Below are 22,381 nucleotides of genomic sequence, written 5' to 3' on the forward strand. Positions count from 1 at the left end.
GGAAAATCATATCATCGACTTCACAAAGGCGCATACCATATGACTCGCAGTAAAACTATAGGAACTTATTTTTTATTTTTCACACTTCCTCTTATTGCTGTTTTGAAAGGCAAGGGAATTGTAGTTTCTTTGTTTTTAGCTTTTTTCTTATTTAATGGCCTCACAGCATTCAAAGATTTTGTGAGGCATAAAGAGTGGAGAAATATTTCCGTTAAAAGTCTTCCTCTCTTTTTTTTCGTATTCTTTTTTCTTTTCTTTATGCTTTCTTTTTTACAAAATGAGGCCTGCTCCATTTGGCGTCCTTTGAAGCTTATTGGTCTGCTTTCCTTAGTTTTCTTCACTCTGAAAGGATCAAAAACCCTAGACTTTTCAGAAAAAGAGAGGATCGTTTCTCTTTTTTTTAAAGCTTATATTTTCTACGCTTTGTTTTTGATTTTCGAGATTTATGGAGGAAGTTGGGTCTCAAAATTTTACACCGGATCAAAAGATTATAATGTTACCCTTTTTATTCGGGGAACTGTTATTTTGACGTTTTTTTTCCTCCCTTTTACCCTCCTTATCAAGAAAAAATATGGGAAGATTTATGGCCTGTTATTCTCTCTTTTTTTGCTTCTTCTTGTGCTTATAAAAGCCCAACCCAGCGCGGCACGCTTGGCTGTTCTGGTGGCAGGAATCTTCTTTGCAGCGGGATATTTTCGTAAAGCTTTTGCTGCCACCCTTCTCGGAATAGTGGGAGTCTATATATTGGTTGCCCCCCTCCTCTCCCTCCATTTTTTAAACCGGAATATTTTGTTTAATCATCTTCATTCTTTGCCGACCAGCTATCAACACCGGGTGGAGATTTGGCATGAGGTCTCTAAAAATGTGATAAAAAAACCTTGGCTGGGTCACGGATTTGATTACTCCTCACACATCAAAGAATCTCCTCACCGATGTTCCCACCATTCCCTCGCCAACTTTAAAAAGATTAGTTTTAATGATAAAATTGTCTCCAAAACTCCTCATCTTTGGGGAGGAGTGGTTTGTTATAAGGAGACGATTTTATCAAGCCATCCCCATAATGGGGCTCTTCAAATTTGGCTAGAGTTTGGGTTTTTAGGGGTCTGTTTTGTATTCTTTTTGTTATATCGGTTTGCCCAATATGCTTCCTCTCTTCCTTCCTTATTGCGAGGATATACCTACGCTCTTTTTGGGCTGTGTCTCGTTTATTGGAGTGTCAGTTTCGGACTATGGCAAAATTGGATGATTGCTCTAGCCACCTTGACATTTATTTTGTTTCAACTCATAAATGGCCTGCCTTCAAAGAATAAAGGAAGATAGAGAATGTACGAATTAGACTTTGAAAAACAAATTCGAGATTTAGAAGAAAAAATCAAAGAATTAAGCAAGATGTCCGAAAGTAAAGATGTGGATATCGTGGAAGAAGTTTTAATTTTGCAAAAAAAACTCGACAAACTTCTCGGGGATACTTACAAAAAACTATCCCCTTGGCAGAAAGTCCAAGTAGCACGCCACCCAAAAAGGCCACACTTTTTAGACTATATCAAGCTTTTGATTGAAAACTTTACAGAGCTAGCAGGAGATCGCTTGTTTGCAGAGGATGCCGCTATCGTGGGGGGGATTGGCACATTTCGTGGGCAGCCTGTGGTTATATTGGGCCAAGAAAAAGGACATGATATCCAAACGCGCATGCATCATAATTTTGGAGCCCCACGACCAGAAGGGTATCGTAAGGCTCAACGCCTCATGAAACTGGCGGATCAGTTTCAGTTGCCAGTCATCACGCTTGTGGACACAGCAGGGGCTTATCCTGGTATAGATGCAGAAGAACGTGGGCAGGCAGAAGCGATTGCCCGCTCCATTGATGTCTGCCTGTCCCTTTCTGTCCCCATTGTTTCCTGTATTATTGGGGAAGGGGGGTCGGGAGGGGCCATTGCTATTGCCGCAGGAAACCGAATTTTAATGTTAGAAAACTCAATTTACTCTGTTGTTTCACCTGAAGGATGCGCGTCTATTCTTTGGCGCAGTGCCGACAAAAAGAAAGAAGCTGCTGAAGCTCAAAAATTAACAGCAGAAGACTTGATCGATTTTAAGCTCATTGATCAAATTGTTCCCGAACCCTTAGGGGGCGCTCATCGCAACCCCAAAGAAACCATCCTATCGATGGGAGATGCAATTGAAAAATCTCTTAAAGACTTGAAAAATTTTACTCCTAAGCAACTTGTGGCCCGTCGCAGACAAAAGTTTTTAGAAATGGGACGTTTTTAAAAAATTATTGATAATCTTGGCATAACTTTTATAGACAGGGCTATTTTGGTCTAGTGTGGCAGGCTGGCCTCCATCGCTTCGACGCACAAGATCTGGATCTAACGGGATGCTGCCCAAATAAGGGATTTCTTCTTGTTGGCAAAATCCTAAAAGCGTTTCTTTTTTAAACACATCAATATCATGACCACAATGAGGGCATTCTAACCCCGCCATATTTTCGATCATTCCCAAAATTGGAACCTTTAACGTTTGAAATGTTTTTAAGCACCTGATGGCATCCACAAGCGATAAATTCTGTGGTGTTGAAACTAAAATTGCCCCCATCAACATAACAGATTGAGCAATGGTTAAATGGGCATCCCCTGTTCCAGGGGGCATATCCACAATTAATAAATCTAGCTCTGGCCACTCCACATCCATAAATAGCTGCTTGATTGCCGTTTGTAACATGGGTCCTCGCCACATAACTGGCGCTTGTTTATCCAGTAGAAACCCCATGGAGATAGTCTGAATTCCATGTGCTTCTATGGGTACAAACTTGCCTTCTTTGATGGTTGGTCTTTGCTGCTTCCCCGCAAGGAGAGGAAGAGAGGGGCCATAGATATCCGCATCGACAATTCCCACCTTAAACCCACGCTCTGCCATCCCAACTGCTAGATTATAGGCAATGGTAGATTTCCCAACTCCTCCTTTTCCAGAGGCGACAGCAACAATATTTTGGATTTGAGGAAGATTAATCTTGTTAAACTGCATCTACTTTTACATTAATTAAGTTGAAATCCCAAGAAGTCTTGTCTTTTTGAAACTAATGACATAAATTTATTTTAAAGCCAATATTTATAGCGTGAAACATGATCGTTAGAGTAGTTTCCCTTTTTGTTTTTTTCTTTGTGACAAACATCTCTTTTGAACCCCAAGCTGATTTAGGAAAGCAAGGATTTTCAAAAGTGGGTGAAAAAACCATGCCTGCCGTCGTTAGTGTTGCTGTCCTGGCACAAGTGAATGATGAAGAAGCCTTAAAAAACCGCATCGCTACGATGGTATTAATGCCTCGTAAAGATATTTTTGGCTATGAAATTTTAAATAATCCCCGTCGTATCGGCACACTGGGGTCTGGATTTGTGGTAGATTCCCGAGGATACATTGTCACTAACTATCATACAGTAGAAAACGCAATCAAAATTAAAATCACTTTTTCAGATGAAACGATCATGGAAGCCAGCTTGGTGGGGTACGATCCCGGTACAGATCTCGCTGTTTTAAAGGTAGACACCTCAAAAAAACTCTTGGCTCTTTCTTGGGCAGACTCAGAGAAAATTAAAATTGGAGATTGGGCTCTTGCCTTTGGGAATGCCTATGGGTTAGGTCCCACATTAACGTCAGGAATCGTGTCCTCTCCTGCTCGAGATTTAAGTGATCCTATGTTTGGTGGTATTGTCCCCTCACACCTTATTAATAATTTTATTCAAACAGATGCGTCTATCAACAAAGGGAACTCTGGTGGACCTCTTGTGGATGTAGAGGGAAAAGTGATTGGGGTTAACTTTGGTATTATTTCTTCCTCGGGGGGCAGTGATGGCGTAGGACTTGCCATTCCGGCAAATATTGCCCGAAAAGTTACCCAGAATATTATTGATTATGGTCGGGTACGACGTGCCTGGATTGGGTTAATGGTGCAAGGTGTCACCAATGAGATCGCAGAAAATCTTGGCCTGCCAAAAGCTAACGGGGCCCTTATTGTAACAGTGACCGATAATGGGCCTGCCAAACAAGCCGGCATTCAATCTCGGGATATTATCCTTAAAATTAATGATAAAAAAATTAAAGACGCGCCTGATGTGAGTCGCATTATTGGTCAACTTGCTGTGGGAGAAAAAGTTTCCATCTCTCTCTGGCGTGAAGGCAAAAACAAAACAATACACGTTACACTTCAAGAATTCCAGAGCCATGAGGATTATCGGAAAACAATTAAAACCAGTAAAACGGAACTAAAAGATCATGTGGAGTCCAAAGAATATGAATTTGGCGTGACTTCCCTCACCTGGCAATTCCGTCAAAGATTCCATGCCGAAAATCCTGCCATCAATGGTGTTTTGGTTTCTGATACTCAAGAAGGTGGGTGGGCTGAAAAAAATGGATTGTTGGTGGGAGACATCATTCTGGAAATCAATAAAACCCCTGTTACTTCCATTGAAGAATTTGAAAAAGAAATAAAAACATCTATTCAACATAAGAAAACAACCTTATTCTTTATTTATCGCTTTGGACAAAAATTATTCATTACTCTGAAGCCAAAACCCGAAGAGAAAAAAGAGCGTTGACAAAAACATTCTAAACTCTATAAATCGGGTTTTATAGCGTGCGAAAAGGAAAAAATGACAAACGGTATAATGACAGGAAAACGCGGCCTCATTATGGGGGTTGCCAACGATAAATCTCTCGCATGGGGCATTGCTCATCATTTACACAAGCAAGGTGCAGAGCTTGCTTTCACCTATCAAGGAGAAATCTTGGAAAAGCGTGTCCGCCCCTTAGCCGAGTCTACCGGGTCAGATTTTTTGATTCCCTGCGATGTGTCAGACGAAGAGAATCTAGACAAAACTTTTTCCACATTGAAAAAAAGATGGGACAAGATTGATTTCCTTGTTCATGCTATTGCTTTTTCGGATAAGGAAGAATTAAAGGGCCCCTACTTTGATACGTCAAAAAAAAATTTTGCCACAGCTCTTGATATTTCTTGTTATTCTTTTACGTCCATTTGTCGACGGGCGCTACCTCTCATGTCAGACGGGGGGAGCCTTTTAACCCTCAGCTACTATGGAGCAGAAAAAGTAATGCCTCACTATAATGTCATGGGGGTGGCCAAAGCAGCTTTGGAGGCAAGCGTGAAATACTTAGCCGTCGACCTCGGTAAATATAACGTGCGCGTCAATGCTCTCTCAGCAGGCCCGGCACGCACCCTTGCATCGTCCGGAATTGGTGATTTTAATTACATTCTTAAATGGAATCAGTATAACTCGCCTTTGCGTCGCAACGTGTTGTTGGACGAGGTGGGAAAAAGCGGTCTTTACCTTCTCAGTGATCTTTCCTCGGCTGTGACGGGCGAGATTCATCATGTGGATTGTGGGTATAACGTAGTCGGCATGAAATCCATAGACGCACCAGATATAAGTATTGTATAAATATAGATATGGAGGTCTCAAAATGGACGTAGTTTTTTATCCCTTATTAAAGATTTTTCTTTTACTGATAGAAATTTACAAATGGGCCCTTATTATCTATGTGGTTGTCCATCTCCTCATGGTGTTTAATCTTCTTACAAAAGGAAACCAGTTTATAGACACCAGCTATAAGTTCCTTCATAAAATTATTGACCCTGTCGCCGACCGTATTCGTAAAATTGTCCCCGTTGTGGGAGGATTAGATCTGTCCATCCTTGTCCTTTTTCTTTTGATTTATTTCCTTCAAGAATTGCTCTCTCGGCTGCTCATGAAATATTTCATGCAAGACATGCTATTCAGAGCTCTGTCTCTGTAATCCACATATCGCATTATGGTTGTTCATAAAAAACCTGTTTTCCATATCCTTCAGCCAGCGGGCAAAGTATCGAATCAATTAACGCGTAGCCTTGTTTCTAGAAAAGATAATTTCTTAGCCTCTCTTCTCTATGACTGGCCCTTTATTATGGGGGAAAAATATGCAACCCATATAACACTCAATAAGATATCCTTCCCCAAAGATAAAAATACGGGAGCCACTCTTCACCTTTCGGTTGCAAGTGGTAGTATGGCTTTGATGACACATCATTTGCAGCCCATGATTCTAGAGAAAGTTAATCAATTTGTGGGATACGCTGCCTTTCAGAAAATCAATGTACAACAAATAAAATGTGAGAAGTCGCCCTCTCGTCAAGCCAAAGAATCCCCTCTTTTGCCCTCCGATGATCAAGCAAAAATTGAAACTCTGCTGAATCAAACCCCTGAAGGAGATTTAAAGGAAGCTCTAAAAAAATTGGGAGAAAGTCTCTATCTTACTAAAAGAACACCTGAATGAGTCAACCAACAGCAGGTATTTTTCATCCTGTTTCGGCGAAATTCTAGTCTAAAGAAAAATCACATATTTATATGGCATGGAAAAACTCCCTTTGTGTGATTATTTTGGGGAGTTATAATAAATTAATTCTTAATTGTCAAGCCTTTATTATTTGTCGATACAGGAACCTTATCTCCCTCTTTAATCTCACCCTCTAAAATTTTCATAGACAGCGGGTTTTGCAAATAGGTTTGAATCGTCCTCTTCAAGGGACGCGCCCCATACACTGGATCATACCCCCGTTCAGCCAACCATTCTTTAGCCTTTTTATCCACCTCAAGGGTGATCTTCTTGTCCTTTAAAATGGTCTCTAGGTGCCGCAGTTGAATGTCCACAATCTTCCCCATGTCAGTGCGCGCAAGACGGCCAAAGAGCAAGATTTCGTCCAATCGATTTAAGAATTCTGGCCGGAAAGCTCTCTTCACCACTTCCATCACTTCTTCCCGAGCCTTCTCAGTACTCTCTCCATCTTCCAGATGGGCCAGCACTTCACTGCCCAAGTTAGAGGTCAGAATGATGAGTGTATTTTTAAAATCTACCACATGTCCTTGCCCGTCCGTCAGGCGACCATCATCCAGCACTTGTAAAAGCACGTTGAACACATCTGGATGTGCCTTTTCCACTTCATCAAATAAAATCACCTGATAGGGCCGACGACGTACCGCTTCGGTTAGAACACCCCCCTCTTCATACCCCACATAGCCGGGAGGGGCGCCCAACAACCGAGAGACGGAGTGTTTCTCCATAAACTCGGACATATCAATACGCAAAATAGCGTGTTCATCCGCAAACAAGAATGAGGCGAGCGCCTTGGCTAATTCAGTTTTTCCCACCCCTGTGGGGCCTAAGAATAAAAATGATCCCATGGGTCGATTCGGATCTTGAAGTCCTGCACGGGCGCGGCGAACTGCATTACTTACCGCCACCACGGCTTCCTTTTGGCCGACAACCCGCTTATGCAGCTCATCTTCCATATGCACTAATTTATCTTTTTCGCTGGCCAACATCTGGTCCATGGGGATCCCCGTCCACCGGGACACCACCGCTGCAATATCCTGGCTGGTTACTTCTTCCCGCACCATGGCATGATTCCCATTGCGCTCTGAGTTTTTAAGTTTGGTTTCCAGATCAGGAATGAGCCCATACTTCAGCTCTCCTGCTTTAGAAAAATCACCTGTGCGTTCGGCAATGGCCAAATCATTACGCGCCTTTTCTAATTTCTCCTTTAGATCCTGCGCTTGGGATAACTTTTGTTTTTCGGCTTGCCATGCACCCGTCATATCCGCCGCTTTGGATTCAAACTCTTTCAGCTCTCCCTCCAAATTTTTCAACCGTTCTTGAGAGCCTGGATCTGTTTCTTTTTTCAAAGCTTCCCGCTCGATCTTCAGCTGCATGATGCGACGGTCCAATTCATCCAAGGCCTCTGGCTTGGAATCCACTTCCATGCGCAATCGGCTCCCCGCCTCATCAATCAGATCAATCGCCTTATCCGGCAAAAATCGGTCGGAAATATATCGGTTTGAGAGCGTTGCAGCCGCTACAATCGCCGCATCCGTAATGCGCACGCCGTGGTGCAATTCGTATTTCTCTTTCAAACCACGCAGAATAGAGATGGTCTCTTCCACCTTAGGCTCCGGCACAAAGACGGGCTGGAAGCGCCGAGCCAAAGCCGCATCTTTTTCGATATATTGGCGATACTCATCCAGCGTCGTTGCCCCCACACAATGAAGCTCTCCGCGCGCGAGCGCAGGCTTTAGCATGTTGGAGGCATCCATGGCCCCATCCGTTTTCCCCGCGCCCACCAGCGTGTGCAATTCATCGATAAACAAAATAATAGAGCCTGCGGCAGATTCTACTTCAGACAAGACGGCTTTCAATCGTTCTTCAAACTCTCCTCGATACTTGGCACCCGCGATCAACGATCCAAGGTCTAAAGACATCAATTGTTTATCCTTTAGGCTTTCAGGCACATCTCCGTTCACAATACGCAGCGCCAAGCCTTCCACGATGGCTGTTTTACCCACCCCTGGCTCTCCAATCAACACAGGATTGTTCTTTGTCCTGCGAGAAAGAACTTGAATGGTACGGCGAATCTCTTCATCTCGGCCGATGACAGGATCAAGCTTGCCCTCTCTTGCGGCTTGGGTCAGATTGCGCGCATACTTTTTTAGGGCGTCATACGTATCTTCTGCGCTGGCGGAATGGGCCTGTCGCCCTTTACGCATTTCTTGAATGGCATGGTTTAGGGACTGTGGCGTCAAACCAGAAGATTTGAGGATTTTCCCCACTTCATCCGAGGTTTGTAAACTCATAGCCAGTAGAATCATTTCGAGGGTCACAAAACTGTCTCCCGCCTTTTCAGCCGTCTTCTCAGCTTCCTGTAATACACGAGAGAGTTCTTGGGACATATAAGGTTGGCCTGCCCCACTTCCCTGCACAGAAGGGATTTTTTTGAGAGCCGCTTCCACATCCACCGATACCAATTTTGGATTACCACCAGCCGCCTGGATCAGGCTTGCCGCCATCCCTTGAGAATCATCATTAAATACTTTTAGAAGATGCTCTGGCAGTAGCTTTTGATGACCCAAATTCTGAGCCAACGTCTGTGCCGACTGCAAAAAACCCTTTACGCGATCTGTATATTTTTCTAGATTCATTTCCCCATATCCTCTATCTCTTTTGTATCAAACCAGACAAGATTTTGGAAGGAGATTCTAAAAACAGAAAACTATTTCCATCCTACCAAATACCGATCCAAGCCCGCTAAAAGTGATCTGTTGCTAAAAAAATAAGATCTGCTAATCTCAGTAGAGATTAAGTTCTACACCCCCCCCAAGGAGTTAAATAAAATACAGAGCATCCTAAAAATAACGATCCTGAGCCTGTTTTTATTCATCCCAGTTTTTGGAGCTTTTAATCCCACAGAGAAAAATGAGTTACCTATGTCAAATCCCATCCGTATTGTTCAAATTACAGATACCCATATCATACCAAGAGGAGAATCTTGGCACGACAACAAACTTACAGATACAGCTGGACGATTAGAAAAAGTTATTGCCAGTATTAATACTTTAAAACCAGACCTGGTGATCCATACGGGCGATATTGTGGATAGGGGAGATATTGAGTCCTATGAATACCACAAAGGCATTACTAAATCATTTAACAGTTCCTTATTATTTGACCTGCGGGAATCATGATGACTTCCCAAATTTGCGCTCTGTTTTCCCTGAGCAACCTTTCATGGATCCCCAATTCTCCCATTATGCTCTTGATCATTTGCCTGTTAGAATTTTAGTTCTCGATTCACATATTCCCAAAAAAGATTATGGGATCTTGTGTGAAGAGCGAAAACAATGGTTAACTGCGCGCTTAGAAGAAGACAGAAAAAAACCAACTATGATCTTCCTTCACCACTTTCCTATAGATGTTCAAGAGCCCATATTCTCCACAATAAACCTGCGTAATGGGAACGACTTAAAACAAATTATTTCAGCGAGCCCTAATGTGCGAGGAATATATTGTGGTCATTATCACCATGCAGGTGCCTCTGTTTTTGGAAGAGCGCTCTGTTGGATCTCACCCAGCACCGCACCAAGCCATATCTTGGAGGGTGATAAGTGTATAGGACTAAACTTGACTTACCCTGCTTATAGCGTTCATGAGTTTATTAACGGAAACTTTATGAGTCAAATCGTGTCTGTCGCTCCAACTCTTTGTCCCTAACGAACCGAGTCTTTCCCAACAAAACACCGATCCAAGCCTGCCAAATCTTGATAGAGGGTAATGTGTTGAAACCCTGCAGCACGCAGCAATTCTTCCACAGGCAAGCGTTGGTTATGCCCAATTTCCAAAACCAAAGCACCTCCAAGGTTCAAGAAATCAGGGGCCCTTGGAATAATAATTTTATAACAATCCAATCCTTCCTCCCCTGCCGTAAGGGCTTTCTTTGGATCAAATTCTTTAACGTTTTTCTCTAGGATTTCGTAATCAGCTTGGGCAATATAAGGAGGGTTACTAATAATAATATCAAACGAGTCCGTGATCCCCTGGAACCAATCTCCTTGATGAAGTCTTAATCGATCCGCCACCCCATGGTTTTGGGAATTTTTTTTGGCCGTTTCTAACACGTTCCGACTTTGATCAACCGCTGTGCCCGTCGCCTTTTTGTATTCTGTCAGAAGAGAAATGATAAGACATCCTGTGCCCGTACCCAAATCCAAAATTTTTAGAGGACGGCCCCGATCAGGAAACTGCTTCAACGTCGCCTCAATCAGCGTTTCACTGTCAGGTCGGGGATCCAAGGTTTCAGAAGACAGCTCAAAATCCATACCCCAAAATTCTCGTTTTCCCAAAAGGCGACTGAGAGGCATTCCCCCTGCCAAGGCCTCCGCTTGGGTCAAAAAAATTTCCTGCACTTTGAGGGAGACATTAGCCTCCGGATGGGCCATTAGAAACTCTGGGGATTGATGCATGAGGTGCGCCAACAAAACTCTCAAATGAGGCTTGAGTACCTGAGGATATTTTTGAAAGGTGGACAAAAGAAGACTATGAACAGAATCCATTGGGTCTAAGAATATTTCTTCATAAAAACTTTGGGATCTTTTTTATATTCTCCTAAAATAGTCTTTCCATCCAATATAACTTGAGGATTTCCCACATACCATTCAAAAAAATCATCAGCATCGTCTGCTGTCATTTCAGCCAATAATTCGGCCAAGAATCGAGGGGTCTGGAAATGATGATAATCCATCAAATCTTGCCAATCCCCTCCCCAATCTCGAAATCCATATTTATGGAAAATATTGACAATCGGTTCCACCATTCCAACACGTTGATGCCGACGATTCATATACTCTAGGCCGGCAATGGGCCAGACTTCCACAGCCCCACATTTTTTTTCCGCATTAATGAAAGAGTTCCCCATGTAAGGATTTTGTACCGGATTAATATCAATGGCCAAACCATAGGAATGGATAGATAAAACGGTCTTACCCACGATAGTACGATAATTAAACGCGGAAGAATTATTGTCTGCCATGGACGCCTCATCATCCCCTTGATACTGATCAATGGGGACCACTTTATGAAGGGGGAACTCCTCTTCCAATAATTCTTGAAAAATGATCATGACAAAGGGGGAAACGGCATCTAAAACAACAATCTCGCCTTGCTTAAGATTGCCTTTGAAATCACGATAAGTCACCTCGACTACCCGCAACCGTTCCAAGGGAACTGGGCACTGGGGTTTCCACAACCCAAGACTTCTTAATTTTTCTTGATAGGCAGAATCTAAAAGTTTGATGGAAAAAGAAAATGGGTCGACCATCGTATTTACTCCAACGCTGAAAGACGCTCTGCTTGATCCTCAGTAGTTAATGCCTGGATCACCTCATCTAGCGCTTCTCCGTTAATAATGTAATCAAGCTTATAAAGGGTCAAGTTAATCCGATGGTCCGTCAATCGTCCTTGGGGAAAGTTATACGTCCGAATCCGCTCGGATCGGTCGCCCGACCCCACCTGAGATTTTCTGTTTTGAGACCTCTCAGCCATGGCCTTGCCGCGCTCAAGATCATACAAACGTGACCGCAAAATTTTTAACGCTTTGGCCTTGTTCTTATGCTGAGATTTCTCATCTTGCTGCTGCACCACCAAGCCTGTCGGCAAGTGGGTAATGCGCACGGCACTGTCTGTCGTATTCACAGACTGGCCCCCAGGCCCACTCGACCGAAATACATCAATTCGAAGGTCTTTTTCTTCGATGTGAATATCGATTTCTTCCGCCTCTGGCAAGACGGCAACTGTTGCTGCAGAAGTGTGAACTCGACCCTGTGTCTCAGTCTCAGGAACCCGCTGCACACGGTGAACACCAGACTCGAACTTCAGTTTCGAGAAAACATTTTTTCCAGTGATGGTGGCAATGCATTCTTTGATACCCCCTAGGTCTGTCTCACTCAGCTCTAAAATTTCCACTTTCCATCCCTGAATTTCTGCATATCTCTGATACATTCTTAAAAGAACGGCACCAAAGAGCGCGGCTTCATCTCCGCCTGTTCCGGCTCGAATTTCCAGAATAGCGTTTTTCTCGTCAGCTTCATCTTTGGGCAACAAAAGAACTTTTATCCGTTTCTCCAATTCAGGCACATGAGTTTCCAACGAGAACAATTCTTCCTGAGCCATCTTCTTCATCTCAGGATCGGTTACATCTTTTGACATCTCTTGGAGATCTGCAATTTCTTTTTGGGTTTTTATGAGCTCTTCAGCCACTTCCGTTATAGGGGTCAATTCGGCTAATTCTTTCGAAGATTTTACAAACTCTTCTGAAGAGAGGGTACCTTGAGACAGTAGATCTTCTAAGGATCGTTTCCGCTCAATCATTTTTTCTAATTTAGATAATAAACTCATTGTCTTTTTGCCTAAAATTTCTTCCTATGAGGGTGGCGATCGTGAGCTAAAAAGTCTTGACAGTTCCCGTTGCCATTATAACGCTTTTAGATAGCTTAAGAGCTGGGACATTTCAATTGTTTTCTGAGTTCCCAAGTCTAGATCCTTAAGAGTTGCTTGATCATTTTGTAGCTCTTCTTCCCCCAAAATAAGGGCATGTGATGCCCCTGCTCGATTTGCTTTTTTCATACGAGATTTTAAACTTCCGTCATAAGCCAACTGGGTGGGAATATTTTCTTTCCTTAATTTTTGGGCAAGAGTCCATACTTTATTTTCAGCGGCTTCCCCGAGCGGAATCAACGCAACGGGCCTTAAGGCCCGTAACTCTTTTGATAATAAAAGTACCAGTCTCTCTATGCCCGCAGACCAGCCCACAGAGGGAAGACGCGGGCCTCCCATTTGTACGGAAAGACCATCGTATCTACCTCCAGCCAGTACTGTATTTTGGGCCCCCAGGGAAGATGTCCTAAATTCAAAAGCGGTATGGCCATAGTAATCCAATCCTCGCACCAATCTAGGATTCACTTGAAAAGGTACCTTCAAAGCTTCCAATCCACGTAGAACGGATTCAAAAAACTTTTCTGCTTCAGGGGTTAAAAATGCCTGGATCTTAGGAGCATCCTGCACAATCCTCTGATCCATCTCATCTTTAGAATCTAAAATTCTGAGAGGGTTTTTCTGAAGACGTTCTTTAGAGTCTGGAGACAAATCTTGTTCATAGAGAGAAAAATAGTTTACCAAAGCGTGGCGATATTTTTGCCGACTCCCCTCATCCCCTAAGGTATTAACCTCGAGCTCAATGGTTCCTGACAAATTCAGCTCTCTCAAAAAATGAGCCCCCATGGCAATACATTCTGCATCGGCCAGGGGATGGGCCTCCCCTATGTGCTCCACCCCGACCTGATGAAACTGACGCATACGTCCCTTTTGAGGGCGCTCATACCGGAACATAGGGCCCGTATAGAAATATTTGAGGGGCACGGATTGCACCAATTGATTGGTTAACACAGCTCGCATCACCCCCGCCGTTCCTTCTGGACGCAAAGCTAAAAGATCCTCATGGCGATCCCTAAACGTAAACATTTCTTTTGTAACCACATCTGACGTTTCCCCCAAGGTGCGTACAAAAACATCAAGATACTCGAAAATGGGGGTGGACACTTCTTCAAATTGATAGAGAGAAAGCACACGACGGGCACAAGACTCTACAGAGGCATGTTGGCGCCGCACACTTGGTAACTGATCATACGTGCCACGAAAGGCTTTCATTGTAAACTCCGCTAAAACTAACTGCCCCTAGAATAAGGGAAAAGAAAAAGAGAGCCAAGGAAATTAAGATTTTTCTTGGTGGTAAGCTCTTAAGACATTTTCCACATCCCCAAACGCTTTTAATTCTCCATGGGACATGAGAATGGCTTTATTACAAAATCGCGTAATGAGATCCTCGCTGTGAGAGGCAAATAAAAACGTATTGCTTTTTTCGATCAACTCTTCAATTTTTTGTTGAGATTTTTTGGCGAAATCTTTGTCTCCAGCCCCAAAAATCTCATCAATCAACAAAATATCCGGTTCAAAATTGGTAGCCACTGCAAATCCCACCCGCACTTTCATGCCATCTGAATAGGTACGAAGAGGGAGATTCAGATAATCTCCCAACTCGGTAAACTCTCTTAACTTATTCATGCTCTCTTTTGCTTTTTTATAGCTTCGCCCAAAGATCAGAGCCCCCAGAAATAGGTTTTCATCGCCCGTCATTTCTTCATTGCTGCCAATGGAAGTGCCGAACAAGGTAGAAATGCTCCCTTTCACTTTCAGGGCGCCAGAAGTTGGTGTATAAATTCCCGCGATGGTACGCATTAGTGTCGACTTTCCCGATCCATTGTGACCGATCAACCCAATGCGATCCCCTACATGCGCTTCGAAGTTGATATTTTTCAAGGCTTCCACAATTTTCAGGGATCCATCTCCTTTTGCAAGTTGACCTCCCAGTTTATTCACAAGAACATTGCGCAAAGAAAATTTATGAGCGTTAAAAATCGGAAACTGCAAAGAAATATTTTTTAAAGAAATAGTGACAGACATGATCACACCCAATACACAAGACGGTGAGAATATCTCTCGTACAAGAAAGACGCCAGCCCAAGTAAAACAGTGATCATCGAAAATACACCTATATAATAAAAAGAGTCTGGTATCGTATTGAGAAGAGGATCTCTTACAATCGCAAGGAAATAAGTAAAAGGATTTCCATATGCCAATAAAACCTTTTTCCCCGTTAAGATTTTAGGATTCCACATAACAGGCGTTAGCATAAAAAGGAAGGTCATAAGAGAGGAAATGGTGTAAGATAAATCTCTGAATCGAGCCCCCAAAATACCTAAAACAACACTTAATAAAAAGGCCGTTATAAGCACTAAAAAGAGCCCAGGAACAAATAAAAGAGTGATAACAGAGACTTTAACTTGAAAGATCATAAAAACAATCACCACAATGATTATATTATGTAACAAAGTGTATAAATTCCTAAGAATCCCAGTAAATATGAAAGTCAATAAAGGAATTTTGATTGTGCGCAACATGGCACCAGGGGTCGTATATATAAGAGCCCCTTCTAGTACACACGAAGAAATAAACCCCCACAAAATAAACCCCGCAGTCATATAAGGAAAAAAATCATTCAAAGGTATATTAAAAACAGAGCCCCAAACAAACCCCATGGCACCTACACCAATCCCTGTGCCCAGAGTAATCCACCAAGGACCCAACGTAGTACGCCGATACCGACTCATGAGATCCTGATAGGCCATATACCACCAAACGGGGGCTATTTTAAAGGTTTCGACAAGATCTCGAAAAAACATTTTCATTTGTCTGAAGATAGAGAAAAAAAAGAAAAAAATCAAATAACATTCTTCTTGATAAAACCTCCTAAAAATCTTGACAAGAGTATGCGTATCTTCTTCTATTGTACGGTTTCAACAAACAGAAAAGAGTTTTTGGGTGTGTGGTATAACAGGTTTCTGGGATTTTAAAAATCCTCTTTCCACGAAAGAACGGCAAACGATCATCAAAAATATGGCCCTAGAAATTAAGTCAAGGGGTCCTGATGGGGAAGGTATTTGGATTGATGAAGAAACCGGTATTACAATAGGCCACAGGCGTCTTTCGATTATTGACCTCTCAACAAAAGCCTCCCAACCCATGCATTCTCACTGTGGTCGTTTTGTGCTGTCCTATAATGGAGAAGTTTACAATTTCCAAGAATTAAGGAAAGAACTTGAGGGTAAAGGAATTGTCTTTAAAACCCATTCTGATACCGAGGTCATCTTAGAAGCTTGCGCGGTTTATGGTGTTAAAAAAGCAACAGAAAAATTTATTGGTATGTTCGCCTTTGCTCTGTGGGACAGAAGAGGCAGGAAGATTTATTTGGTGCGAGATCGCCTGGGCATTAAACCTTTGTATTGGGGGATTCATAACCATACTTTGTTTTTCGGATCTCAACTCAAAAGCTTTCGCCCTCATCCTTCTTGGCATCCCAAACAAAACCCGGCCGCTTTAAATCTATACTTTCAATATAAGTATGTGCCTTCCCCTTTCTCTATTTACGAAGATATTTTCAAGTTAGAGCCTGGTCACATTCTAACAATAGACTCTGCCCGAACAATAAAAAAAGAAAGTTTTTGGGACTTAAAATCTATTGCAACTCATAACATCTCCCAAAGACACTCAAAACAGTCTATCGACACAACTTTAAAAAATTTGGAAATCCTATTAACAGATTCTGTAAAAAGGATCTTGATATCCGATGTCCCCGTCGGTTGTTTTTTATCTGGGGGAATTGATAGCTCCCTCGTAACTGCACTTATGCAGTCTCTGTCTAATCGCCCCATCCAGACTTTTTCCATTGGTTTTGAACGACCCGAGTATAATGAAGCTCCCCAGGCAAAACGAATAGCCAATTTTTTAGGAACCAACCACCATGAAGAAATTTTAACGGAAAAAAAATGCTTAGACACTATCCCCAATTTGTCTGATTTTTTTGATGAACCTTTTTCAGATTCTTCTCAAATCCCCACTTACCTTGTTTCGGCTTTGGCAAAGAAAAAAGTAACGGTTGTGCTTTCGGGAGATGGAGGGGATGAGTTGTTCGGAGGATATACTCGATATAAGATAGCCCATCAATTATGGAATACTCTTTTACATCTTCCGAGAAGTGTCAAATATCTAGGAGCCTCTACCTTATCTGTTCTCCCCACCAATATTTTGAATACCCTTACTTCTATACTTCCTCAAAAATTGTCCCATGCCGGCCTTCCTAATAAAATCGAGAAATTATCTAGAATCTTAAAAGCTCACTCTGAAAAAGACTTCTATCAATGTTTAGTAAGCCAAAATATCGACCTCGAAAAACTTTTTATCTCTAATTTAAAAACATCTCTCTCTTTTCCTCCTCTACAAGGGTTTTCTTTTATAGAATTCATGCAATATTGGGACATGAAAACGTACCTTCCAGACGATATCTTGGTTAAAGTAGACCGCGCTAGCATGGCCGTCGGCCTCGAAGCTCGAGTGCCGCTACTTGACCATAGGCTCGTTGAATTAAGCTGGACTCTTCCTGAACATTTTAAAATACAAAGAGGCGAAACGAAGTGGATTTTAAAACAGCTTCTTGCAAAGAAGATTCCACAACATATGTTCTCTGGTCCCAAAAGAGGCTTTGCCATCCCTATCTCAGAATGGCTTAAAGGTCCTCTTAAAAAATGGGGAGAAGATATAATTTATTCGACAGCCCCCCAAAATATTCACCTCCCCTACATTCAACATTTATGGAAAGAGCACCTCTTTAATAAGAACGACCATCACGAAGTTTTATGGAGCTACCTCATGTACGCCCAATGGAATACCACGTACCATTAATTTCCTTCTTTTCTAAAACCCTTAAAAAGTTTATGATGGAGTTATAAGGGAAGCGTATAAATTTCAACTTGCTTAAAAAAAAATTTATCATCGTATGTTTTATTTTTGTCGGCAAAATTTCTTTTGTTCTGAGTGAACCTGCCCCAAACCTTTGTGCAGCCCTAAAACAGCCAAACTCCCTCCTCTTGGGCCATTTTACTAAAATTAAACTCAAAAAAAACTGTACTCAAAACTCTCTTGTTTTATCTTCCCCCCAGGCGCCAACCAAAAAGATAGGGTGTTATTATGAAGTCCCTACACCATGGGCCGAAAGCATTGACTATCCCCAACTATCTAAATGGGGCTTGATCTTGGTCTCTTCAAAAAACGTAATGTGCCCTCGTTTAACTTATAGTGATTTTGAAAATCTCACATTGAAAGGACGACGTCTCATTGATGACATCAAGTGGAGAACTCTCCAGGTTAATAAGGTTAAAAGACTTCTTAAAAAAAGTCAGAGAGTCCCTCCCACAGATTCTCCTGATTTTATCTCCCCTAAAGAAAGATTGGAGATTGATATATATCATTTACGTGGTTTTTCTATCCCTCTCATTCGACAAAAATTCCCTTTAATGTAATGTTTGAATAGGGTTGATTGTTTTAAGAGGGTTTTATACCATAAAAAGGAGGGGCTGACGTGATGGGTTATTTAAAAATTGGGTCTTTCTTATTTACTTTTCTCTACTCCTGCCATTTACTTTCTTTTCCCCCTTTCTCAGAAAATGAGTGCCCCACCCTAACCTCGTCTCAATTGTGTCAAATTTCCTCAGGAAAGAATCCGAGCTTAACACCAAATCACTCAAGCAAGAATCTGCTGAAAAACGCCTGCCATATACAATCTGAGACCGTTTTTGAAGGATCCCCGAAAGGTACTGTTTACGAGTGTGGATATGTAATGCCTCAAGAATGGGATCCTCCCCTTGCATCATCTGCTGCTCAGCTCACTATTTATACTCGCACTTTACATGCTGAAGAGCCAACCCAACAGGAAATGGGGTGCCCCAAGCTTTCTTTCAAAACTTATAATACCCTTGCAGCTGGCCATACTTTTGGGGATAGACGAGGAAATCTTTGGCGATCACAAAAACGTTCCGCTCTGCCAAAGCTTCCCAAAAACAAAGTAATCAAGCACCTCCCTCCGAACGGGCCTCTCTTCATAGAACATACCCGAAAAAAAACGTGGGTTGTCTGTCGCTATATATTCAATAATTTCCCCATCACAATTAAAAAAGAAAAAAGTTAGTCCCTCCAAGTTTGGAATAAATTTAAAAAATTTTTTATTAATATCATTTTTGGCATCTTATCATTGTGATTCCTAGAAAAATTCTTTATTATGAAAACCTAGTTGAGTCAATCAAAGGAAAACAAATGGCCGGAAGTATTAACAAAGTCATTCTCGTAGGCAACTTGGGCAAAGACCCAGAAATTCGACACTCTTCAGATGGCGCTAAAATTGCGAGCTTTTCTGTCGCGACTTCTGAGGTATGGAAAGATCGTACAACAGGCGAACGCAAAGATCGCACAGAATGGCATCGTGTAGTTGTGTTTAACGATAAACTGGCAGAAATTATTGAAAAATATACTAAAAAAGGATCAAAGGTTTACCTAGAAGGACAGCTTCAGACCCGTAAATGGACAGATACAAATGGGCAAGACCGGTATGTAACGGAAATTGTTTTGTCTAAATTCAAGGGGGAATTGACTCTCTTGGATACCAGAGGCTCTCAGGGGACTGAATCCATTTCTGTCTCCAGTAGCATAGAAAAAAATCAAGAACCAGAACATGCTCTAGCAGATCTGGACGATGATATCCCTTTTTAGCTGCTTATAACATAGACAATTATGTCAGAAAAAGAATTAGCGACTATTTCTCAGGTTAATCTCGAAGAAGAGATGAAACGATCTTATCTTGATTACGCGATGAGTGTTATCATAAGTCGAGCCTTGCCAGATGTGCGTGATGGTCTTAAACCTGTTCACAGACGTATTCTCTATTCTATGAAAGAAAGCGGGCTCGATTATAATCGGCCTTATCGTAAATCAGCTCGTGTGGTAGGGGATGTGATGGGAAAATATCACCCTCATGGAGATTTGGCCATCTATAATGCCATGGTGCGTATGGCCCAGGCTTTTTCTCTTCGTGTTCCGCTGGTAGATGGACAAGGAAACTTTGGATCCATGGACGGAGATCCTGCCGCTGCCATGAGGTATACCGAAGCTCGACTTTCCCATCCTGCTCATTATCTTATCGAAGACATCGATAAAGGCACCGTTGATTTCCAACCAAACTATGATGAAAGCACCGTCGAGCCTGTTGTGTTGCCAGCCCAGTTCCCAAACCTACTGGTAAACGGCGCCGGCGGAATTGCCGTTGGAATGGCCACCAATATCCCGCCCCATAACCTGGGAGAAGTGATTGATGGATGCTGTGCCTACGTTGATAATCCTGAGATTACGATCGAAGAACTTATCCAATATATTCCAGGTCCTGACTTTCCAACGGGCGCTCAAATCATTGGTCAAGAAGGCATTTACAAGGCGTATCAAACAGGGAATGGATCCATCCTGATGCGAGCTAAATCTCATTTTGAACAGGCCGGCAAAGATAAAGAAGCTATTATATTTACAGAAGTCCCCTATCAATCCAACAAATCACGGCTCATGGAGCGTATCGCTGAACTTGTGAACGACAAAACTATCGAAGGTATATCTGATTTGCGAGATGAATCAAACCGCGAAGGCGTCCGAATGGTGGTAGAGTTGAAGCGTGATGTGGATGCCAATGTTATCCTCAATCAACTCCATAAGTATACCCCTCTTCAGGATTCTTTCGGAGCCAACATGTTGGCTCTGGATGGAGGACGTCCTCTCTTGATGAACCTGAAGCAAATGATTGTCGCTTTCGTAAAATTCCGCGAAGAAGTGATTGTCCGTCGGGCTCGTTTTGATCTCGAAAAAGCACGGGAAAAAGGACATGTATTTGTGGGGCTTGCCTTGGCGGTTGCCAATATTGATGACATTATTGAATTAATCCGCCAAGCGAATGATCCCAACGTCGCAAAAGAAGCATTGATGTCCCGGGATTGGCCCGTGAAAACCATGGGACCTGTCATTCAATTGATAGAAGTCCCCAAAAAAGGGGAGGCCGAGAAAGCAACCTACCAGCTTTCAGAAAAACAAGCCAAATCTATTCTTGATCTACGCCTGCACCGCCTCACTGGATTAGAGCGCGATAAAATCATCGAAGAATTGTCTGAGCTTGTAAAAGAGATTGAACGCTATATTTTCATTCTCTCCAACCGGTCAGAAGTTCTCAGAATCCTTAAAGAAGAACTGTCGACTATTAAGCAAAAATTTGCAACCCCTCGTCGCTCTGAAATTATTGAAGGGGAAATCACCACAGACATTGAACATCTTATCCAGAAAGAAGATATGGTGGTAACCGTCAGTCATACGGGTTACATTAAGCGCGTTCCTCTTTCTACCTATCGTGCTCAAAAACGCGGGGGTCGAGGCCGATCTGGCATGCAAACTCGGGACGAGGATTTCGTGGAACAGCTTTTTGTTGCCAACACCCATACCCCTATTTTATTTTTCTCATCTCTTGGAAAAGCGTACGTCTTAAAAGTTTATCGCTTACCCATTGCAACAGCCACATCCAAGGGCAAAGCATTGATTAATATTCTGCCCCTTGAGAAGGATGAAAAAATTTCCACCATCATGCCCTTATCGGCCGATGAAGCCCAATGGGAAAACTTGCAAATCGTCTTTGCTACTTCGAAAGGCAACATACGGAAAAACAAGCTCAGTGACTTCTTGAACATTCGGGCCAATGGAAAAATTGCCATGAAGCTGGAAGAAGAAGGCGAATATCTTGTCTCTGTTGCTACGTGTGAGGCAAATCAAGATATCTTGCTATCCAGCTATTCCGGAAAGTGCATCCGCTTCCGCAGTACCAATGTGCGTGAGTTTGCAAGCCGAAACTCTACCGGAGTACGGGGTATTCGGTTACAGAAAAATGATTATGTGGTTTCCATGTGTATTTTAAATCATGGATCTTTCTCAACAGAAGAGCGAGATCTGTACATCCGCCAATCCAGAGCCTTGCGCCAGGAACTGGGAACGGATACGGATACTGCTGTTGAGGTCACTGCCTCCCTCTCTCACGACATTCGTCTCAGTGAAGAAAGATTCCAAGAGATGGCGGCCCAGGAAGAATTTTTACTCACCATTTCTGAAAAAGGAATGGGTAAACGCACCTCCTCTTATGAGTATCGTTTGACAGGACGGGGAGGCCAGGGTATCACCAACATGGATCTGACCGATAAGACAGGCATGATCGTGGCGTGTTTCCCTGTGACAGACACAGACCATCTGATGCTCATCACAGACAAAGGACAAATGATTCGCTCGCGCGTCTCAGAAATTCGAATCGCCGGTCGCCGTACCCAAGGGGTGAGGGTATTCCGTCTGGCAGGAGACGAAAAGGTAATCTCTACAGAGCGTATCTTTGATGAAGACGAAACGGACGCGTTGATCGACGAAGAAAATCCGGACATCATCTTTATCCCAGACGCGTAAAAATTCAACTAAAATTTGCCTTTTTTTCAAGCTGCCCTTA

21 protein-coding genes are annotated in these 22,381 nt (G+C 42.6%); 13 read left to right on the forward strand and 8 right to left on the reverse strand.

All coding sequences use genetic code 11. From position 1 onward, the window contains the following. The first annotated feature begins 39 nt into the window (after window positions 1–39). Together A2621_00215 and A2621_00220 are read left to right on the forward strand one after the other, a co-directional pair. A complete protein-coding gene (locus tag A2621_00215; GenBank protein OFW89348.1) occupies window positions 40–1,320 on the forward strand; it encodes a hypothetical protein in 1,281 nt (426 codons plus the stop codon). Window positions 1,321–1,323: 3 nt separating this feature from the next. Further along, the gene (locus A2621_00220; GenBank protein OFW89349.1) at window positions 1,324–2,268 is read left to right on the forward strand and encodes an acetyl-CoA carboxylase carboxyltransferase subunit alpha; all 945 of its coding nucleotides are present in this window, start codon (window positions 1,324–1,326) and stop codon (window positions 2,266–2,268) included. Here A2621_00220 and A2621_00225 read toward each other — a convergent pair. Then, a complete protein-coding gene (locus tag A2621_00225) occupies window positions 2,248–3,021 on the reverse strand; it encodes a hypothetical protein (protein ID OFW89350.1) in 774 nt (257 codons plus the stop codon). The two genes, A2621_00220 and A2621_00225, sit on opposite strands and share 21 nt — an antisense overlap. Window positions 3,022–3,119: 98 nt before the next feature. On the opposite strand from A2621_00225, the gene A2621_00230 reads away from it, so the two are divergent. Genes A2621_00230 through A2621_00245 form a run of 4 tightly spaced genes read left to right on the forward strand, consistent with a single transcriptional unit; the run spans window position 3,120 to window position 6,321 of the window. Next, window positions 3,120–4,589 carry a hypothetical protein gene (locus A2621_00230; protein ID OFW89351.1) on the forward strand — a complete coding sequence of 490 codons (1,470 nt, stop codon included), beginning with the start codon at window positions 3,120–3,122 and terminating at the stop codon, window positions 4,587–4,589. A 54-nt stretch (window positions 4,590–4,643) separates the two neighbouring features. Continuing rightward, window positions 4,644–5,450: an enoyl-[acyl-carrier-protein] reductase gene (locus tag A2621_00235; GenBank protein OFW89352.1), complete on the forward strand. Its 807-nt coding sequence runs from the start codon at window positions 4,644–4,646 to the stop codon at window positions 5,448–5,450. Between the two features lie 22 nt (window positions 5,451–5,472). After that, window positions 5,473–5,805: a hypothetical protein gene (locus A2621_00240; protein OFW89353.1), complete on the forward strand. Its 333-nt coding sequence runs from the start codon at window positions 5,473–5,475 to the stop codon at window positions 5,803–5,805. A 15-nt stretch (window positions 5,806–5,820) separates the two neighbouring features. Then, window positions 5,821–6,321, forward strand: a complete 501-nt coding sequence (locus A2621_00245; protein ID OFW89354.1) for a hypothetical protein — start codon at window positions 5,821–5,823, stop codon at window positions 6,319–6,321. A 122-nt stretch (window positions 6,322–6,443) separates the two neighbouring features. On the opposite strand, the gene A2621_00250 is transcribed toward A2621_00245, so the two are convergent. Continuing rightward, window positions 6,444–9,017, reverse strand: a complete 2,574-nt coding sequence (locus tag A2621_00250; protein OFW89355.1) for an ATP-dependent chaperone ClpB — start codon at window positions 9,015–9,017, stop codon at window positions 6,444–6,446. Window positions 9,018–9,302: 285 nt separating this feature from the next. Between A2621_00250 and A2621_00255 the strand changes: the two genes are divergently transcribed. Then, complete coding sequence (locus A2621_00255; GenBank protein ID OFW89356.1) at window positions 9,303–9,560, forward strand: hypothetical protein; 258 nt, start codon at window positions 9,303–9,305, stop codon at window positions 9,558–9,560. Between the two features lie 43 nt (window positions 9,561–9,603). Continuing rightward, on the forward strand, window positions 9,604–10,086 hold the full coding sequence (locus A2621_00260; GenBank protein ID OFW89357.1) for a hypothetical protein: 483 nt from the start codon (window positions 9,604–9,606) through the stop codon (window positions 10,084–10,086). Here the strand turns inward: A2621_00260 and A2621_00265 are convergent. The 6 genes from A2621_00265 to A2621_00290 all read right to left on the reverse strand — a co-directional run bounded on the left by A2621_00265 (window position 10,083) and on the right by A2621_00290 (window position 15,707). Further along, window positions 10,083–10,925, reverse strand: coding sequence for a protein-(glutamine-N5) methyltransferase, release factor-specific (locus A2621_00265; protein ID OFW89358.1), 843 nt, complete (start codon window positions 10,923–10,925; stop codon window positions 10,083–10,085). The genes A2621_00260 and A2621_00265 overlap by 4 nt on opposite strands. A 5-nt stretch (window positions 10,926–10,930) precedes the next feature. Continuing rightward, complete coding sequence (locus A2621_00270; protein ID OFW89359.1) at window positions 10,931–11,689, reverse strand: hypothetical protein; 759 nt, start codon at window positions 11,687–11,689, stop codon at window positions 10,931–10,933. A 5-nt stretch (window positions 11,690–11,694) separates the two neighbouring features. Continuing rightward, entirely contained in the window at window positions 11,695–12,765 is a 1,071-nt protein-coding gene (locus A2621_00275; protein ID OFW89360.1) for a peptide chain release factor 1, read from the reverse strand. A 75-nt stretch (window positions 12,766–12,840) separates the two neighbouring features. Beyond that, entirely contained in the window at window positions 12,841–14,073 is a 1,233-nt protein-coding gene (locus A2621_00280) for a histidine--tRNA ligase (GenBank protein ID OFW89361.1), read from the reverse strand. A 63-nt stretch (window positions 14,074–14,136) separates the two neighbouring features. Continuing rightward, window positions 14,137–14,886 (reverse strand): hypothetical protein, encoded by a 750-nt coding sequence (locus A2621_00285; GenBank protein OFW89362.1) that lies wholly within the window; start codon window positions 14,884–14,886, stop codon window positions 14,137–14,139. 2 nt (window positions 14,887–14,888) lie between these two features. Continuing rightward, window positions 14,889–15,707, reverse strand: a complete 819-nt coding sequence (locus A2621_00290) for a hypothetical protein (protein ID OFW89363.1) — start codon at window positions 15,705–15,707, stop codon at window positions 14,889–14,891. Between the two features lie 97 nt (window positions 15,708–15,804). On the opposite strand from A2621_00290, the gene A2621_00295 reads away from it, so the two are divergent. From A2621_00295 to A2621_00315, 5 genes are all read left to right on the forward strand, one after another. Continuing rightward, complete coding sequence (locus tag A2621_00295) at window positions 15,805–17,721, forward strand: asparagine synthase (glutamine-hydrolyzing) (GenBank protein OFW89364.1); 1,917 nt, start codon at window positions 15,805–15,807, stop codon at window positions 17,719–17,721. Window positions 17,722–17,789: 68 nt separating this feature from the next. Continuing rightward, the gene (locus A2621_00300) at window positions 17,790–18,338 is read left to right on the forward strand and encodes a hypothetical protein (GenBank protein ID OFW89365.1); all 549 of its coding nucleotides are present in this window, start codon (window positions 17,790–17,792) and stop codon (window positions 18,336–18,338) included. 62 nt (window positions 18,339–18,400) lie between these two features. Continuing rightward, window positions 18,401–19,003 (forward strand): hypothetical protein, encoded by a 603-nt coding sequence (locus A2621_00305; protein ID OFW89366.1) that lies wholly within the window; start codon window positions 18,401–18,403, stop codon window positions 19,001–19,003. A 125-nt stretch (window positions 19,004–19,128) separates the two neighbouring features. Beyond that, a complete protein-coding gene (locus A2621_00310) occupies window positions 19,129–19,581 on the forward strand; it encodes a single-stranded DNA-binding protein (GenBank protein OFW89367.1) in 453 nt (150 codons plus the stop codon). Between the two features lie 21 nt (window positions 19,582–19,602). Further along, the gene (locus tag A2621_00315) at window positions 19,603–22,341 is read left to right on the forward strand and encodes a DNA gyrase subunit A (GenBank protein OFW89368.1); all 2,739 of its coding nucleotides are present in this window, start codon (window positions 19,603–19,605) and stop codon (window positions 22,339–22,341) included. The last annotated feature ends 40 nt before the right edge of the window (window positions 22,342–22,381 follow it).

The sequence above is a fragment of the Alphaproteobacteria bacterium RIFCSPHIGHO2_01_FULL_41_14 genome (assembly GCA_001767855.1).
Classification (GTDB): domain Bacteria; phylum Pseudomonadota; class Alphaproteobacteria; order UBA7879; family UBA5542; genus 2-01-FULL-41-14.

Bases quoted from the DNA above. Each gene is read 5' to 3' on its own strand.
- A2621_00215 (OFW89348.1), top strand. From the start codon at position 40: ATGACTCGCAGTAAAACTATAGGAACTTATTTTTTATTTTTCACACTT.
- A2621_00220 (OFW89349.1), top strand. From the start codon at position 1,324: ATGTACGAATTAGACTTTGAAAAACAAATTCGAGATTTAGAAGAAAAA.
- A2621_00225 (OFW89350.1), bottom strand. From the start codon at position 3,021: ATGCAGTTTAACAAGATTAATCTTCCTCAAATCCAAAATATTGTTGCT.
- A2621_00230 (OFW89351.1), top strand. From the start codon at position 3,120: ATGATCGTTAGAGTAGTTTCCCTTTTTGTTTTTTTCTTTGTGACAAAC.
- A2621_00235 (OFW89352.1), top strand. From the start codon at position 4,644: ATGACAAACGGTATAATGACAGGAAAACGCGGCCTCATTATGGGGGTT.
- A2621_00240 (OFW89353.1), top strand. From the start codon at position 5,473: ATGGACGTAGTTTTTTATCCCTTATTAAAGATTTTTCTTTTACTGATA.
- A2621_00245 (OFW89354.1), top strand. From the start codon at position 5,821: ATGGTTGTTCATAAAAAACCTGTTTTCCATATCCTTCAGCCAGCGGGC.
- A2621_00250 (OFW89355.1), bottom strand. From the start codon at position 9,017: ATGAATCTAGAAAAATATACAGATCGCGTAAAGGGTTTTTTGCAGTCG.
- A2621_00255 (OFW89356.1), top strand. From the start codon at position 9,303: ATGTCAAATCCCATCCGTATTGTTCAAATTACAGATACCCATATCATA.
- A2621_00260 (OFW89357.1), top strand. From the start codon at position 9,604: ATGGATCCCCAATTCTCCCATTATGCTCTTGATCATTTGCCTGTTAGA.
- A2621_00265 (OFW89358.1), bottom strand. From the start codon at position 10,925: ATGGATTCTGTTCATAGTCTTCTTTTGTCCACCTTTCAAAAATATCCT.
- A2621_00270 (OFW89359.1), bottom strand. From the start codon at position 11,689: ATGGTCGACCCATTTTCTTTTTCCATCAAACTTTTAGATTCTGCCTAT.
- A2621_00275 (OFW89360.1), bottom strand. From the start codon at position 12,765: ATGAGTTTATTATCTAAATTAGAAAAAATGATTGAGCGGAAACGATCC.
- A2621_00280 (OFW89361.1), bottom strand. From the start codon at position 14,073: ATGAAAGCCTTTCGTGGCACGTATGATCAGTTACCAAGTGTGCGGCGC.
- A2621_00285 (OFW89362.1), bottom strand. From the start codon at position 14,886: ATGTCTGTCACTATTTCTTTAAAAAATATTTCTTTGCAGTTTCCGATT.
- A2621_00305 (OFW89366.1), top strand. From the start codon at position 18,401: ATGGGTTATTTAAAAATTGGGTCTTTCTTATTTACTTTTCTCTACTCC.
- A2621_00310 (OFW89367.1), top strand. From the start codon at position 19,129: ATGGCCGGAAGTATTAACAAAGTCATTCTCGTAGGCAACTTGGGCAAA.
- A2621_00315 (OFW89368.1), top strand. From the start codon at position 19,603: ATGTCAGAAAAAGAATTAGCGACTATTTCTCAGGTTAATCTCGAAGAA.